The following is a 14551-nucleotide window of genomic DNA, read 5'->3' as shown; positions in this document are numbered from 1 at the left end:
GCTGATTGCCTGCCATGCGCCTGTCCCGCTTTCCGCTGTCCACGTCGAAGGAAACCCCGGCTGATGCCGCGATCGTCAGTCATCAGCTGATGCTCCGTGGCGGCTTCATTCGCCAGCTCGGTTCGGGCCTGTATTCGTGGATGCCGATCGGCCTGCGGGTGCTGCACAAGATCGAGAACATCGTCCGCGAGGAAATGAACCGCGCCGGTGCCGCCGAGGTGCTGATGCCGAGCATCCACCCGGCCGAGCTGTGGCAGGAATCCGGTCGCTGGCAGGTGATGGGCGACGAGATGCTGCGCCTCAAGGACCGGCATAAAAACGAGTTCTGCTACGGGCCGACGCACGAGGAAGTGATCACCTTCCACGTCCGCCAGGATCTGCGCAGCTACCGCCAGCTGCCGGTCAACTACTACCAGATCCAGACCAAGTTCCGCGATGAGCGCCGGCCGCGCTTCGGCGTGATGCGTGCGCGCGAATTCATCATGAAGGACGCTTACAGCTTCCACATGGATGCCGCGTCGCTGGCTGCCGAATACGAGAACATGCGCGCCGCCTACTCGAAGATCTTCACGCGAGTAGGTGTCGAGTTCCGCATCGTCAAGGCGGATGGCGGCGCCATCGGCGGCTCTCGCACCGAGGAGTTTCACATCCTTGCGCAGGCCGGCGAAGACCTGCTGGCGGTCAGCGATGAAGGCGATTACGCGGCCAATGTCGAAGCGGCGGAAACCTTGCCGCAGCCGGCGCACGGCGCTGCCAGCGAGACGCTGACCAAGGTCGCTACGCCGTATCAGAAGACCTGCGAAGACGTTGCCAAGCTGCTCAAGCTGCCGCTGGCTCGCGCGCTGAAGCTGATCGTGGTCAAGGGCGCGGAAGGCGGTTTGATCGCGCTGGCGATCCGCGGCGATCACGAACTCAACACGATCAAGGCCGAGAAGCATCCGAAGATCGCCGCGCCGCTGAGCCTGGCCAGCGATGCCGAAATCCAGGCGGCGTTCGGCTGCGTGCCGGGCTTCCTGGGGCCGATCGAAAACAAGATCACCGTGATCGCCGATTACGCGGCCGCCGCGCTCAGCGATTTCGTTTGCGGCGCCAACGAAGCCGGCTTCCACGTCACTGGCGCCAACTGGGGCCGTGACGCCGCCGAGCCGGAAGCGGCCGACCTGCGGATGATCGTCGAAGGCGATCCGTCGCCGGACGGCCGCGGCACGATCAAGCTCTATCGCGGCATCGAAGGCGGCCACATCTTCCAACTCGGCAAGAAGTACACGAAGGCGATGAACGTCACCGTGCTCGACGTCAATCAGCAGCCGGTGACGCCGGAAATGGGCTGCTACGGCATCGGCGTGTCGCGCATGGCAGCTGCCGTGATCGAACAGCGCAACGACGCCAACGGCATCCTCTGGCCGGATGCGATCGCGCCGTTCCGGGTCATCGTCTGCCCGATCGGGCTCGACAAGGCCGATACCGCCGCCGCCGTGAAAGGCGCTGCCGAAACGCTCTACGCCGAGTTGCTGGCGGCCGGCGTCGACGTGGCGATGGATGACCGCGGTTTGCGCCCGGGCGAGATGTTCAAGGACGCCGACCTGATCGGCATCCCGCATCGCATCGTCATCGGTGCCAAGGGGCTGGCAACGCAGCAATTCGAATACAAGCGCCGTGATGCCGCCGCCGCTGAGCTGATTGCGGCGACGACGGCTGCGGTCCTCGAAAAGCTCGCGTAGTTCGTAGGTCGGGCCTCGCCCGACGGTTTTTGTCTGTCAGTGGCGGCGCAAGTCGGGCAGGGCCCGACCTACGGAAACTGCGCATGTGGATGGCCTCCGGAGTACGATATCGGCATTGCCGTATATCAAGCTCCGGAGTCGAACATGACCGCCACCGCCAAGGTTTTCACCACCGGCCGCAGTCAGGCCGTGCGCATTCCCAAGGATTACCGTTTCGACTGCGATGAAGTCACCGTCGAGCGCGATGGGGACAAGCTGGTGCTGACGCCGAAGCGCAAGGTGCCGCGCTACAGCAGCTGGGCCGACTACGCCCGGAATGCGCCAGTGCTGGACGACGAATTCGAGGTCCCCAAGGATCCACCAGGTTCAGAGCGGGACATCGAATTCTGATGCGCCTGCTGCTCGATAGCAGCGTCTGCATTGCCGTGATGCGCGATCGCCCCAAGGGGTCGCGTCGCCTGGCAGAGTCCTGGTCGAGATCGGACACGGCAGTGAGCAGCATCGTGCTCGCTGAACTGGAGGTCGGAGCCCGCCTGTCGGCACGACCGGAACAAGCCCGCGAAGCGCTTGACCGTCTGCTGGAGAATCTGTCGATCACGCCGTTCGATCAGGCCGCAGCCGAGCGCTACGGCAGTCTGCGCGCGAGCTTGCAAGCGGCTGGCCGCCTGATTGGCCCGCTCGACATGCTGATCGCCGCCCACGCCCTATCCCTGAACCTGCCCCTGCTGACCGGCAATGTCCGCGAGTTCGAGCGGGTGCCTGGCCTGCAGGTGATTTCACTCGACGAAGCCTGAGATGACCCCCGCCGTCTTCATCACCCGCTGGAAAAACGCTGGCGGCACCGAACTGGCGAACGCGCAGTTGTTTGTCGTCGAGCTGTGCGAACTGCTTGGCCTGCCGCGCCCGGAGCCGGCCAGCGATGATCTGCGCGACAACGCCTACGTGTTCGAGCGGCGCATCCGCGAACGGCTGGGTGATGGCAGCGAGGCCGAGCGGCGGGTGGATTGCTACCGGCGTGCGGCTTTCGTGCTGGAAGCGAAAAAGCTGCATGCCGGCACGGCGACGCGTGGCTTCGACGAAGCGCTGATGAAGGCTCGCGCGCAGGCCGAAGGCTATGCCCGAGCGCTGCCGGCCAATGAAGGCCGGCCACCATTCCTGGTGGTGATCGATGTCGGCCGGGTCATCGAGCTGTATAGCGAGTTCTCTCGCTCAGGCGCCACCTATGTCCCGTATCCGGACCCGCGCTCGCACCGCATCCGCATCGATGACCTTGCCCGCGAGGACATTCGTGAGCGTCTGAAAAACGTATGGCTCGATCCGGACGCGCTCGATCCAGCCAAGGTCAGCGCCCAGGCCACTCGCGAAGTGGCCGCCGAACTCGCCCATATCGCCAAGGCACTGGAAGCGGCAGGCCACGCGCCGGAAGCGGTGGCCGGTTTCCTGACCCGTTGCCTGTTCACTTTCTTTGCGGAGGATGTCGGCCTGTTGCCGGCCAAGGCCTTCGAAACTCTGCTCGGCGATCTCGCCAAAGCGCCCGCGCAGTTCGTGCCGATGCTCGGTGAACTCTGGGAAGCGATGGACGTCGGACGCTTCTCGGTTGCCATCCGCGCCGAAGTACGACGCTTCAACGGCAAGCTGTTCAAGCGGCCGGACGTGCTGCCGCTGAACCGCGACCAGATCGAAGACTTGCATGCCTGCGCCAAGCGGCGCTGGAATGAAGTGGAACCGGCGATCATCGGCACCCTGCTGGAACGCGCGCTCGATCCGCGCGAACGCCACAAGCTCGGTGCCCACTACACGCCGCGCGCCTATGTCGAGCGCCTGGTGCTGCCCACGGTTATCGAACCGCTGCGCGCCGACTGGGCGCTGGCGCAAGCCACCAGCTTGAGTCTCGCCAAGGACGGCAAGCCCGATCAGGCCGTCGCCACCCTGCGCCGCTTCCACCACGATCTCTGTCAGGTGAAAGTGCTGGACCCGGCCTGCGGCTCCGGCAACTTCCTGTACGTGACGCTGGAACACCTGAAGCGCCTCGAAGGCGAAGTTCTGGACCAGCTCGCCGCCCTGACCGGTGGCCAGCAGAAACTGGAAACCGAAGGCCTGACGGTGGACCCGCATCAGTTGCTCGGCATCGAGGTCAACCCGCGCGCCGCCGCCCTCGCCGAACTGGTGCTGTGGATCGGCTATCTCCAGTGGCATTACCGCACCCGCGGCGGCAACGCCGAACCACCGCTGCCGGTGCTCAAGGACTACGGCAACATCGTTTGTCGCGACGCCGTGCTGGCCTGGGACAAGGTCGATTTCGTCACGGACGAACACGGCGTGCCGGTCACGCGCTGGGACGGGCGGACCATGAAGCGTCATCCGGTGACGGGTGAGGAAGTGCCGGACGACAGCGCGCAACGGCCGATCGAACGCTATGAAGGCGTGCGGCAGGCGTCTTGGCCGGATGCGGATTTCGTGGTTGGCAATCCGCCGTTCATTGGTGCCTCGACGATGCGCCGCGCGCTCGGCGACGGCTATGTCGACTCTCTGCGTGGCATCTGGCCGGCAGTGCCGGAGTCCGCCGATTTCGTCATGTACTGGTGGCACCACGCCGCCAATCTGACGCGGCAGGGCGAGCTGCGCCGCTTCGGCTTCATCACGACGAACTCGATCAGGCAGACCTTCAATCGCCGGGTGATCGAAGCCGCGCTCGGCGGCGATCCGGCGCTGCAACTTGCGTTCGCGATTCCCGATCACCCTTGGGTTGATGCGGCGGAAGGGGCGCAGGTGCGGATTGCGATGACTGTCGGCGCTCCGGCCAGCGCTGCGGATGGGCGGCGCTCGGAAGTGCTTAGCGAAGCGGATGGGGCCGACGACGAAATCATGGTCACGCTGCGCGAACGCAGCGGAACCCTGCACGCGGACTTGAGCGTTGGCGCTGACGTGACCAAGTGCGCCGCGCTGACGGCCAATCAAGGCCTGAGTTCGCCGGGCGTGAAACTGCATGGCTCGGGCTTCATCGTCACGCCGGATCGGGCGGCAGAACTTGGTTACGGACGCGTGCCGGGGATCGAGCGGCACATCCGCGAGTACCGTAACGGCAAGGACTTGGCTGACGCTCCTCGCGGAGTGATGGTGATCGACTTGTTCGGTCTGCCCGTCGAGCAAGTGCGCAGCGATTTCCCCGAGGTCTACCAGCACGTTCACGAGCAGGTGAAGCCTGAGCGGGACCAAAACAACCGAGCGACCTATCGCGAGAATTGGTGGATTTTTGGAGAGCCGCGACGCGAGCTACGGCCTGCGCTATCCGGCCTTCCGCGCTACATCGCAACAGTCGAAACGACAAAGCATCGACTCTTTCAATTTCTTGATGCGTCGATCCTCCCGGACAACATGCTCATATCGATTGCTTCGGATGACGCATGCAGACTTGGTGTGCTTTCCAGTCGCGTCCACGCTATCTGGGCGCTCGCCGCTGGTGGTCGACTCGGCGTGGGCAACGACCCGCGCTACAACAAATCCCGTTGCTTCGAACCTTTTCCATTCCCCAATCTCAGCGCCGCACAGAAGCCCTCTCCCATGGGGATAGGGCTTCAAGCAGAGTATGCGGGGGGGGGGGGCATGCGGCCGCTGGCGAAGCGCTCATCGACCGCATTCGCGATCTCGGCGAAGCCATCGGTACGCATCGCAAGCGCCAGCAAGTCGCACATCCCGGCTTGACGCTGACCGGCATGTACAACGTGCTTGAACAGTTGCGACGCGGTGCGAGCTTGAATGCGAAGGAAAAGGCGATCCACGAACAAGGATTGGTGTCGGTGCTGGCCAGCCTGCACGACGAACTGGATACGGCTGTGCTCGCTGCCTATGGCTGGAGCGATCTGGCCCCGGCGCTGGTCGGCAAGCCGGGCGGCACCTTGCCGTATCCGGAAGCCGGTGAAGCGCAGACGGCGGCGGAAAGCGAGCTGCAGTCTCGGCTGGTGGCGCTCAATACCGAGCGTGCTGCGGAGGAAGCGCGCGGTGTGGTGCGCTGGCTGCGGCCGGAGTTTCAGGATCCGGCGCGGGCAGGGCAGGCGCGGGCCCCCGAACAGGTGGAGGCCGATCTCGGCGGCGATGCCGATGCAGGGGATTTGCAAGCCGGAGCGCTGGCCGCAAAGCCCGCCAAGGCCGTGGCGAAACAGGCCTGGCCAGCCGAACTGCCGGCGCAGATGCGGGCGCTGACCGAGTTGTTTGCGAGCACCCGCGTGCCCTTGTCGATCGACGCGATTGCCGATCGCTATTCGACGCGCGGCAAGTGGAAGGCGCGGCTGCCGGAACTGGTCGGTACGCTGGAAGCGATCGGCCAGATTCGCTCGGTCGGCAACGGCTGGATCACGGCGCGCTGAGCATGCTGCGGACGTTGCGCATCGCGGTGCTGATGTCGTTGCCCGTGCTGGCGCCGCCGCTGGCCGCTGCGCCGACTCACGCGCCCGAACCCGAACTGCGCCTGCTGATGAAGCAGGCCATCGATTCGGCGACCAGCTTCGACGATCGCTATCTCGCCGAGATCTGGCTGACCGACATGTCCGGGCGGATGGCGAAGTACGCGCCGAAGGCGATCCCCGATACCGAGCGGCGGCTGCGCTTTCTGCGCCTGCTGCATGCGGAGGCGACCAAGGCTGGTATCTCGCCAGAACTGGTGCTGGCGACCATCGATGTCGAAAGCCGTTTCGATCGCTTTGCGGTGTCGAGCGTCGGTGCCCTTGGCTACATGCAGATCATGCCGTTCTGGATCGAGGAAATCGGCCAGAAGGGCGACAACCTGTTCCACACGCCGACCAATCTGCGTCTTGGCTGCACGATCCTGAAGTTCTATCTGGCCAAGGAAAAGGGCAGTTACGTTAAGGCGCTGGCGCGCTACAACGGCTCGATCGGCAAGCCGGATTATCCGTACCTGGTGCTCGATCGGCTGACCAGGCGCTGGAGCCGGTAAAGGCTCGCCTGCGGTCTAGCGCGTGCCGTCGATGGAATGGCTGCCCGCGTAATCCAGCGCCTCGGTTACCGCTTTCAGGCTCGGATAGCGTGGCACCCGCAGTTTCTGGCCGCTCTTCACCTGGCCGGGCTGCGGTAGCGCTTTTGGATTGGCACGCCAGATCAGCGGCCAAAGATTGGCATTGCCGTAGGTTTCCGGCTTTGCAGCGATCTGCCACAGGCTTTCGCCGTTGCCGACGCTGTAGCTGTTGTACGCAGCATCCAGCTCATCGTTCAGCCGCAGCAGGCCGACCAGGGCGTTCTCCTGTTCGCCACGCGCCGCCGTCGCTTGTAGTCGAGCGATGCGCTCCAGCTGCGCATCATCCAGCCCGGTGCGCTCGCTGGCCTTGCTCAGCAACGAGCTGATTTCTGCGGCGGTCGGACTTTCAACGGCGGCAGCCGGCCGAATGCTCGGCGCAGGTGCCGGCGGTAGCGCAGCTTCCGCGACGGCCGCGGTGATCGACGTCGCTGGCGTTTCGCGAGGCACCAGAGTCGGCAGTTTCGGCAAGGGCATCGTCGCCAGCGCTCGGCGTTCCGAGTCGCTGATCACTCCCAATGCCGGTGCACTGGCAGCTGCGACGGCTGGCTTGGTGATCACCGCGGGCCTGGTTGGCGCAGGCGTACTGCTGCTGGCCGAGACCGCGGGCTTCGTCGGGCTGGCCGTCGTCGAGGCGGCATTGGCGGGGGCAGGAGCTGGCGGAGGAACTGGTGCCGCAGCGATGGCTTTCGCCGGCGCCGCTGATGTTGGTGGCACCGTTGTCGTCGTCGCGGGAACGGCGGATTTTGCTGGCGGCGCAGTTGGCTTGCCGTTGCTGCCCGCAGCCGACGTGGCGGCATCCGCACTGACACCCGGCGGTTGTTGCGAAACCGCAACGCTGACCGACGGCAGTTGCTTGGCTTCAGTTGTCGCCGGAGGCCTCGTGGACTTGGTCGAGGAAGGCTTGGGCTTCTCTGCAGCTGGCGCCGTGTCAGCCGGCGCAGCAGGGGCTTGGGCGAGGCTCGGCAAGCTTAGGCAGGCAAACAGCAGCGGCGGAAGCAGGCGAGCGCGGTGCCGGGACAGAAAGATCATGTAGAGCAGACCAGAGGCTTGAGGTGAAAAGAATCGCGGTATCGAAGATGTGATTGTGCGCGTCGGCAAACGTTCGCGTCGTCGAGTCGGGACTGACGGCTGAAGGCCTTACAATCGCCCAAATTCTGGGGTCTTTGGATGATCGACGTACTGGTGTTGTATTACTCGCGGCATGGCTCGACGGCGGCAATGGCGCGGCAGATTGCGCGGGGTGTGGAAGCGGTCAGCGGGGTGCAGGCGCGGCTGCGCACGGTGCCGCCGGTCTCGGCACAGACCGAAGCGGTTGCGCCTTCCGTGCCGGAAGACGGTGCGACCTATGCCACCTCGGCTGATCTGCGCGAATGCGCCGGCCTGGTGCTCGGCAGTCCGACCCGTTTCGGCAACATGGCCGCGCCCTTGAAGTACTTCCTCGATGGCACTTCGGACCTGTGGCTGTCCGGCACTCTGGTCGGCAAGCCGGCGGCGGTATTCACCTCGACCGGCAGCATGCACGGTGGCAATGAGGCCACCTTGCTGACCATGATGCTGCCGCTGCTCCATCACGGCATGCTGCTGGTGGGCCTGCCGTACAGCGAGCCAGGCCTGTCGGCGACGATGAGCGGCGGTACGCCTTATGGCGCGAGCCACGTCGCCGGCACCGGGCCGAAGCCACGTGTGCTGACCAAGGACGAGATCGAGCTTTGTCAGGCGCTCGGCCGACGCGTTGCGACGGCCGCCGTGAAGCTCGCCGCATGAATATTCAAACGAGTGGCCGTCCCTTGAGCCGGTACGCGCATTCCGCCGCGCTGCTCTGCCATGTCGCGCTGGTGATCGGCCTGTGGCTTTGGGCGACGCCGCTGACCGGCTTTCTGCTGGTGCTGCCGCTGCTGATCGCTGTGCCGGGCCTGATTCGCGGCCGGCGCTACACCGCAGGCTGGATGACCTTGCTGATCTCCGGCTACATCGCTGCGCTGATGTCCGAAGCCCAGGCCGTACCGTCGCGTCACGATCTGGCGCTGGTATTCAGCGTCATCGCGGCGCTCGAGTTCGCGGCGCTGGTGCTGTTCGTGCGCTGGTCGGCACGCGAGAACGGCGTCGCTCGAATCTGATGCCTTGATTCGGGGCTGGCCTCAGCCCCGATGCTCGCTGGCCAGATATTCCTCGGACTGCATTTCGCGCAGCCGTGACTCGATGCGGCCGAACTCGAACTTGAGCTTGGTGCCGGTATACAGCTCATCGGCCGGCACTTCGGCACCGATCAAGAGTTTCACGCCGCGGTCGTAGAACTCGTCGACCAGGGTCATGAAGCGGCGCGTGGCGTCGTCGCGGGTGCTGTCGAGCCGGGGTACGCCGGTGAGCACCACGGTGTGATGCAGGCGGCCGAGTTCGATGTAGTCGGCGGCCGAGCGCGGGCCTTCGCAGAGCGCGTCGAAATCGAACCACACCGCGCCTTCGGCGATGCGCCGAGCGTGCAGCACGCGGTCGTTCAGGGTCAGCTCGCCCGGGCCGGTATCGCCATGGGGTGCCAGCGCTTCGAAGTGGCGAGCGAGTGCCGCTTCGGCGCGGGCATCGCAGGGATACAGGTATAGCTCGGCGTCCTGCAGCTGGCGCAGGCGGTAATCGGTGCCGCCGTCGACATTGAGCACGGTGACGCTGCTCTTGAGAACTTCGATCGCCGGCAGGAAGTTCTGCCGCTGCAGGCCGTCCTTGTACAGGCCATCCGGCGGCACGTTGCTGGTGGCGATCAAGGTGATGTTGCGCTTGAACAGCGCTTCGAAGAGGCGGCCGAGGATCATCGCATCGGCGATGTCGGCAACGAAGAATTCGTCGAAGCACAGCACGCGGGTCTGCTCGGCGATTTCATCGGCGACTTTCTGCAGCGGATCGGTATCGCCCTGGTAGCGATTGCGCCGCGCATGCACATCGAGCATGAAGCGATGGAAATGGGTGCGCCGCTTGCGGCTGAACGGCAACGCGTCGAAGAAGGCGTCCATCAGATAGGTCTTGCCGCGGCCGACGCCACCCCAGAGATACAGGCCCGGCACCGCATTCCAGCTCAGGCGGCTGGAGCCGAAGCGGCGGCGCGGCGGGCTTTCGATCAGGGTTTCGTAGACCTTCTGCAGTGCTGCGACAGCGGCAGCCTGCGCGGCATCGGACACGAAGCCTTCGCGCTGCAGATCCGCCGCGTAACGCTGCGCGGGCGGCGGCGCCAGTTCGGTCGCAGGGATCAGATCATCGTTGTTGCTGCGGCCAGAGCCGAACAGGGCCATGCGATCAGCTCCGGGTTCCGAACGGTGGCGGCGTCCAGTCACCAGCGTCTCCGTCGGCGCTGTTGGCGAGCATCACCGCGCGTGCGCTGGCACTCAGCGCATCGGCCGCCGCTCGGCTGTCGTCACTGGCCTGCATCGCCGGAAAGCATTCGATCTCGATCGGCGCCCAGCTGCACAGCCGTGCACCTTCGCCGAGCAGGGTTCGCGAGCCGCGAATCACAGCCGGCACGATCTTGGCGCCCGAGCGGCCGGCGATCACGAAAGCACCGGGCTGGAACGGCAGCATCAGCGGCGCGGCGCGGAAGGTGCCTTCCGGGAAGATCGCGAACGATTCGCCGGCCTTGACTCGATCGATCAGTGCCTTGGTGGCCTTTGCGGCTTCACGCGGCGATTCACGATTGACGAAGCTGACGCCCATGCGGCGGATCACGCGGCCAACGTAAGGCCATTCGCCGGCGCCGTGCTGAACCAGAAAGGTGAAGCGCGCCGGCAGCGCAGCCGTCAGCAGCAGGCCGTCGAGATAGCTTGCGTGATTGCAGATCACCAGCGTCCGCTCATTGGGAAGATTCTCGAGGCCACGCACGCGGAACGGAATGAAGCTGAACAGCAGCCAGGCACGCACCGTGAAGCGGCCGATGGCGCGGCGCAGCGGCAGCCCCGGGGCGATGATCAGCAGCGGGCAGAACAGCAACAGCACGACGACGACAAACACCAACGCCGAATAAATGCCATGCAGCTTGCGGAGGAAATTCAGGAGCATGCGTGAGGGAATTGACGAGCGAACTATTATAGGTCGATGACCGAGGCCGCCCCGATCACGCTGCACCCCGCGGATGCCGCCGGCATCGAACGCTTCTGCGATCAGCTGTGGCTGGAGCATGGCCTGTCGAAGAACACGCTGGTTTCCTATCGCTCCGATCTGAGCCTGCTGGCGCGCTGGCTGCGCCGCCAGGACATCCTGCTCGATGATGCCGACGCAACGGCGATCAAGGGCTATCTCGCTGCCCGGCTTGAGCAGGCGACGCGGCCGACTCAGGCAGGTTTCTCGGGGCGCCAGCCGGTCCAGCGTTTCGGCGCCGGATCGCAGGCCCGCTTCATCACCGTCTGCCGCCGCTACTACGGCTGGCTGCTGCGCGAACGGGTGCGCAGCGATGATCCTTCCGCCCAGCTCGACATGCCGCGCCTTGGTCGGCGTCTGCCGAAGACGCTGGCGATGCGCGAAGTCGAAAGCCTGCTGGCCGCGCCCGATGCGATGCAGACGCTAGGCCTGCGCGATCGGGCGATGCTGGAACTGCTGTACGCCTCGGGGTTGCGGGTCACTGAGCTGATCCGCCTGCGCCGCGACGAGATCAATCTGGAGCACGGCGTCGTGCGGCTGATCGGCAAGGGCAACAAGGAACGCATGGTGCCGACCGGCGAATTGGCCCTCGACGCGATCCGCGAATGGCTGCGCCACGGCCGTCCGCAGATTGCCACCGCCGATTCCGCCGACTGGGTCTTTCCGAGCACCCAGGGCGGGCCGATGACCCGTCAGAACTTCTGGATGCTGATCAAGCGCTACGCGCTACAGGCCGGCATCCGCTCGCCGCTGTCACCGCACACCTTGCGCCATGCCTTCGCAACGCATCTGCTCGAGCACGGCGCCGATCTGCGCGTGGTCCAGACGCTGCTCGGGCATTCGGATCTGTCGACGACGCAGATCTATACGCATGTGGCGAAGGCGCGGTTGAAAGCGCTCCATGCGCAGCATCATCCCCGAGGGTGAAACGGTTGCGAGCATTGCTCGCAACCGTTTCACGCCCGGCCATGGATGGCCGGGCAGGGGTCCGACGAACAAGGACGCGTTCTCGCCGGGGAGGCAGGGAAAGGGGCGTCGAGCCGGAGCTCGCAACCGTTTCACGCCCGGCCATGGATGGCCGGGCAGGGGCTCACCGAACAAGGGCACGTTCGCGTCAGGGATGACGGGGAACAGGTCGTAAAGCTGACTAAGGCCGCCAGACCGTCTCAGTTTCAGGATCGTAAACCGCCAGTCCCAGCGCCAACGCTGTATCGCGCACCATCGGCAACACGTCGTCGACCCGTGACGGCACGATGGTCAGGATTGCGACGTCGTGCATCAGATTGTCGAGCAGCGGGCCGTCGGCCCAGACACTGCGCTCGATCTGGTCCTCGCGCAGGTTGCTGATGCAGGGATGGCGCGCCGTGACCCGCTCGATCAGTTCGACCAGCAGCGGGTGTGGCGGCAGGCCGCTTTGCTCGAAGGCTTCCGAGCGACGATCGAAGTCGTCCCAGACCGCAGCGTCGTCCGCCGGTATCGGCAGCACGCTGAACATCAGCAGACGGCTCATCGGAAGTGGTTCAGAGAGGGCTCAGAGGTGCAGGCCGCACTCGGTCTTCGGCTTGCCCAGCCAGCGTCCGCTGCGGCCGTCGCCGGCCACGGTGCAATGGGTGCAGCCGATCGACGAATAGCCGCGCGCCACCATCGGATGGAATGGCAGATCGTGTTCCTTGATGTAGGCGTCGCGCTCTTCGCGAGTGACGTCGATCATCGGGTTGAACTTCAGCACGCCACGACGCAGCTCGAACACCGGCAGGCCGGCGCGGTGATCGGTCTGCCAGTGCATCAGGCTCGACATCCACACCTTGTAGTTCGGCTTGATCAGTTCCAGCGGCTCGACCTTGTTGATCGAGCAGCAGAAATCCGGATCGCGCTCGTAGGTCTTGTCGTCGATCGTGAACTGGTGCTTCCAGTCCTCGGCGCGCACGTCTTCCACCTTCAGCTTGAACAGATCGATCAGGAACTGCCGGTACTGGATGGTTTCCGGGAAGTGGTAGCCGGTGTCGATGAAGTGGATCGTCTGATCCGGCTTCAGCCGCGAGACGATGTGCAGGAAGTAAGCGGACGTCGCAGCGAACGACGAGGTGACCAGCACCTGCGACGGCGAGAAATCCTCGTACAGCTGCTTCAGGCGTTGTTCGAAGTTCAACGGCAGGTAGCGCTCGTTGAGCGCAGCCACATCTGCTTCGCTGGGGCCAGCGATTGGCGGAACGGTGAGGGTCGCGTCATCCATGTCGGTCATCCTGTCGGCTATAGGTCCCGTTCAGAAAACGGTCCTTTCTCTGGCTCAAGGACGCGGAGTTTAGGGATGCAACCGCAGCGCAACAATCGTTTGGCCCTCATTCCTTGCAAAAAAGCTAAGAATATTCTCGCCGGTGAGCGGGGCTTACTCAGCGCTGGCCGTTCTTGCACCGGCCGGCGCGGGCTTGGCGAGTTCGGTCTTGATCGCTTTCAGCAACTCGGGATTCGACGGCGTGACATCGCTGGCGTAGTGGGCGAGCACCTTGCCGTCGCGGCTGATCAGGTACTTGTTGAAGTTCCACGCAGGCGCTTCGCCGGTTGACGCTTTCAGCTGCTTGTAGAACGGATTGGCGTCCGCGCCATCGACCTTGGTCTTGCTGTACATCGGGAAGCTGACGCCGTAGTTGGACGAGCAGAACTTGGCGATGCTTTCGTCGGTGGCTTCTTCCTGGCGGAACTGGTCGGACGGAAAGCCGAGTACCACCAGACCTTCGTCCTTGTAGGTCTTGTAGAGCTTTTCGATGCCCTCGAACTGCGGCGTGTAGCCGCAACGGCTGGCGGTGTTGACCACCAGCACGACCTTGCCGGCATAGCTCTGGCAAAGGTTTTCGCTGCCGCCGAGCAGGCGCTTTTCATCGTGATTCAGCACGTGGCCGTTGCAATCGACCGCACGAGCCGGCGAGGCGAGGGCAAGCAGTGAAACGGCGGCTGAGAACAGCAGGGCCTTGCGCATCGTGAAGCTCCTGGACAATGACATGAGGAATACAATGCCGCGCCGCTGGGTTTGCTCAGGGCTGCAGGCGGAATTCGGTTTCGCGATCCATTGCAGGCTGATCGGCCGCAGCATGATACCGGCTTGCCTTCCTGAACCTCATGTCTGAACTCGCTTTGCCTGCGCCGCTGTGGCGCCGTTTCGCTGCCTCGATCTATGACGGACTGCTGCTCGTCGGTCTGTGGATGGTCACCTTGCTGCTCAGCCTGCCGTTGAACAATCTATTCAATCTCGGTCCTGGCAATGCTTTGACGCGCGCCATGCTGTTCGCCGTCGGCTTCGGATTCTTCGCCTGGTTCTGGACGCGTGGTGGCCAGACCTTGGGCATGCGTGCCTGGCGGCTGCAGGTGCGCCGCGAGCATGGCGAACTGCTGCGCCTGCCGATCGCCGCCGTACGCTATGTGGCGATGATGATCTGGTGGGGCTTGGTGCTGACGCCGCTGGCCGTGCGGATGATCGATCGCATTCCGAAGCTGGCGGTGCTGGCGCCGAACGCTGACGTGGTGGCGGTGCTGGCGCTGATCGTCGTCGTTCTGGCAGTGATTGCCTGCCGGCTCGACGGCCGCCGTCGTCTGCCGCATGACTGGATCGCTGGCAGCGAAGTGGTGCTGCTGCCGGCCAATCCGTTTCCGGCCGAAAAGAAGCGCCGAAAATAATCTGTATCTGACCCCG

At 64.6% G+C, this 14551-nt stretch carries 16 protein-coding genes; 10 read left to right on the top strand and 6 right to left on the bottom strand.

The genetic code is table 11. The annotated features are described in order from the left end of the window. Positions 1-14 precede the first annotated feature (14 nt). From G513_RS0111840 to G513_RS0111820, 6 genes are all read left to right on the top strand, one after another. Positions 15-1721 carry a proline--tRNA ligase gene (locus G513_RS0111840; RefSeq protein ID WP_022977060.1) on the top strand — a complete coding sequence of 569 codons (1707 nt, stop codon included), beginning with the start codon at positions 15-17 and terminating at the stop codon, positions 1719-1721. A 144-nt stretch (positions 1722-1865) separates the two neighbouring features. After that, the gene (locus G513_RS26135; protein WP_022977059.1) at positions 1866-2111 is read left to right on the top strand and encodes an antitoxin; all 246 of its coding nucleotides are present in this window, start codon (positions 1866-1868) and stop codon (positions 2109-2111) included. Further along, positions 2111-2515, top strand: coding sequence for a type II toxin-antitoxin system VapC family toxin (locus G513_RS0111830; protein ID WP_022977058.1), 405 nt, complete (start codon positions 2111-2113; stop codon positions 2513-2515). The genes G513_RS26135 and G513_RS0111830 overlap by 1 nt, the downstream gene beginning before the upstream one ends. Before the next feature lies 1 nt (position 2516). Further along, positions 2517-5423, top strand: a complete 2907-nt coding sequence (locus tag G513_RS24470) for a class I SAM-dependent DNA methyltransferase (RefSeq protein ID WP_022977057.1) — start codon at positions 2517-2519, stop codon at positions 5421-5423. Further along, the gene (locus tag G513_RS26530) at positions 5420-6085 is read left to right on the top strand and encodes a hypothetical protein (RefSeq protein WP_022977056.1); all 666 of its coding nucleotides are present in this window, start codon (positions 5420-5422) and stop codon (positions 6083-6085) included. The genes G513_RS24470 and G513_RS26530 overlap by 4 nt, the downstream gene beginning before the upstream one ends. Positions 6086-6087: 2 nt before the next feature. Then, positions 6088-6672: a lytic transglycosylase domain-containing protein gene (locus G513_RS0111820; protein ID WP_022977055.1), complete on the top strand. Its 585-nt coding sequence runs from the start codon at positions 6088-6090 to the stop codon at positions 6670-6672. Between the two features lie 15 nt (positions 6673-6687). Here G513_RS0111820 and G513_RS25955 read toward each other — a convergent pair whose 3' ends face one another. Beyond that, a complete protein-coding gene (locus G513_RS25955; RefSeq protein ID WP_169560626.1) occupies positions 6688-7308 on the bottom strand; it encodes a LysM peptidoglycan-binding domain-containing protein in 621 nt (206 codons plus the stop codon). 609 nt (positions 7309-7917) lie between these two features. On the opposite strand from G513_RS25955, the gene wrbA reads away from it, so the two are divergent. Together wrbA and G513_RS22715 are read left to right on the top strand one after the other, a co-directional pair. Continuing rightward, complete coding sequence (gene wrbA / locus G513_RS0111805; RefSeq protein ID WP_022977052.1) at positions 7918-8514, top strand: NAD(P)H:quinone oxidoreductase; 597 nt, start codon at positions 7918-7920, stop codon at positions 8512-8514. Then, on the top strand, positions 8511-8867 hold the full coding sequence (locus G513_RS22715; RefSeq protein ID WP_084711494.1) for a DUF2069 domain-containing protein: 357 nt from the start codon (positions 8511-8513) through the stop codon (positions 8865-8867). The genes wrbA and G513_RS22715 overlap by 4 nt, the downstream gene beginning before the upstream one ends. 21 nt (positions 8868-8888) lie before the next feature. On the opposite strand, the gene zapE is transcribed toward G513_RS22715, so the two are convergent. Beyond that, complete coding sequence (zapE, locus tag G513_RS0111795) at positions 8889-10028, bottom strand: cell division protein ZapE (RefSeq protein ID WP_022977050.1); 1140 nt, start codon at positions 10026-10028, stop codon at positions 8889-8891. A gap of 4 nt (positions 10029-10032) precedes the next feature. Further along, positions 10033-10788 (bottom strand): lysophospholipid acyltransferase family protein, encoded by a 756-nt coding sequence (locus G513_RS0111790; protein WP_022977049.1) that lies wholly within the window; start codon positions 10786-10788, stop codon positions 10033-10035. Positions 10789-10824: 36 nt separating this feature from the next. On the opposite strand from G513_RS0111790, the gene xerD reads away from it, so the two are divergent. Continuing rightward, on the top strand, positions 10825-11793 hold the full coding sequence (gene xerD, locus G513_RS0111785) for a site-specific tyrosine recombinase XerD (protein WP_022977048.1): 969 nt from the start codon (positions 10825-10827) through the stop codon (positions 11791-11793). Positions 11794-12013: 220 nt separating this feature from the next. Here the strand turns inward: xerD and G513_RS0111780 are convergent, their stop codons facing one another. From G513_RS0111780 to G513_RS0111770, 3 genes are all read right to left on the bottom strand, one after another. Further along, complete coding sequence (locus G513_RS0111780) at positions 12014-12376, bottom strand: hypothetical protein (RefSeq protein WP_022977047.1); 363 nt, start codon at positions 12374-12376, stop codon at positions 12014-12016. A gap of 21 nt (positions 12377-12397) precedes the next feature. Further along, on the bottom strand, positions 12398-13099 hold the full coding sequence (locus G513_RS0111775) for a phosphoadenylyl-sulfate reductase (protein WP_028475449.1): 702 nt from the start codon (positions 13097-13099) through the stop codon (positions 12398-12400). A 153-nt stretch (positions 13100-13252) separates the two neighbouring features. Continuing rightward, positions 13253-13840 carry a glutathione peroxidase gene (locus tag G513_RS0111770; protein ID WP_033417743.1) on the bottom strand — a complete coding sequence of 196 codons (588 nt, stop codon included), beginning with the start codon at positions 13838-13840 and terminating at the stop codon, positions 13253-13255. Positions 13841-13980: 140 nt separating this feature from the next. Here G513_RS0111770 and G513_RS22710 point away from each other — a divergent pair, with 140 nt between their 5' ends. Next, positions 13981-14535 carry an RDD family protein gene (locus tag G513_RS22710; RefSeq protein ID WP_022977044.1) on the top strand — a complete coding sequence of 185 codons (555 nt, stop codon included), beginning with the start codon at positions 13981-13983 and terminating at the stop codon, positions 14533-14535. Positions 14536-14551: the final 16 nt, after the last annotated feature.

This window comes from Nevskia ramosa DSM 11499, assembly GCF_000420645.1.
Lineage (GTDB): Bacteria > Pseudomonadota > Gammaproteobacteria > Nevskiales > Nevskiaceae > Nevskia > Nevskia ramosa.
The sequence above is the reverse complement of the archived record's forward strand: the minus strand, read 5'-3'. Positions and strand labels throughout refer to the sequence as shown.

What these genes read in the sequence shown, in the direction of transcription:
- G513_RS0111775 (WP_028475449.1), bottom strand. Translation starts at nt 13,099, where the DNA reads ATGGATGACGCGACCCTCACCGTTCCGCCAATCGCTGGCCCCAGCGAA.
- wrbA (WP_022977052.1), top strand. Translation starts at nt 7,918, where the DNA reads ATGATCGACGTACTGGTGTTGTATTACTCGCGGCATGGCTCGACGGCG.
- xerD (WP_022977048.1), top strand. Translation starts at nt 10,825, where the DNA reads ATGACCGAGGCCGCCCCGATCACGCTGCACCCCGCGGATGCCGCCGGC.
- G513_RS0111830 (WP_022977058.1), top strand. Translation starts at nt 2,111, where the DNA reads ATGCGCCTGCTGCTCGATAGCAGCGTCTGCATTGCCGTGATGCGCGAT.
- G513_RS22710 (WP_022977044.1), top strand. Translation starts at nt 13,981, where the DNA reads ATGTCTGAACTCGCTTTGCCTGCGCCGCTGTGGCGCCGTTTCGCTGCC.
- G513_RS24470 (WP_022977057.1), top strand. Translation starts at nt 2,517, where the DNA reads ATGACCCCCGCCGTCTTCATCACCCGCTGGAAAAACGCTGGCGGCACC.
- G513_RS0111790 (WP_022977049.1), bottom strand. Translation starts at nt 10,788, where the DNA reads ATGCTCCTGAATTTCCTCCGCAAGCTGCATGGCATTTATTCGGCGTTG.
- G513_RS0111840 (WP_022977060.1), top strand. Translation starts at nt 15, where the DNA reads ATGCGCCTGTCCCGCTTTCCGCTGTCCACGTCGAAGGAAACCCCGGCT.
- G513_RS0111780 (WP_022977047.1), bottom strand. Translation starts at nt 12,376, where the DNA reads ATGAGCCGTCTGCTGATGTTCAGCGTGCTGCCGATACCGGCGGACGAC.
- G513_RS0111820 (WP_022977055.1), top strand. Translation starts at nt 6,088, where the DNA reads ATGCTGCGGACGTTGCGCATCGCGGTGCTGATGTCGTTGCCCGTGCTG.
- G513_RS26135 (WP_022977059.1), top strand. Translation starts at nt 1,866, where the DNA reads ATGACCGCCACCGCCAAGGTTTTCACCACCGGCCGCAGTCAGGCCGTG.
- zapE (WP_022977050.1), bottom strand. Translation starts at nt 10,028, where the DNA reads ATGGCCCTGTTCGGCTCTGGCCGCAGCAACAACGATGATCTGATCCCT.
- G513_RS22715 (WP_084711494.1), top strand. Translation starts at nt 8,511, where the DNA reads ATGAATATTCAAACGAGTGGCCGTCCCTTGAGCCGGTACGCGCATTCC.
- G513_RS0111770 (WP_033417743.1), bottom strand. Translation starts at nt 13,840, where the DNA reads ATGCGCAAGGCCCTGCTGTTCTCAGCCGCCGTTTCACTGCTTGCCCTC.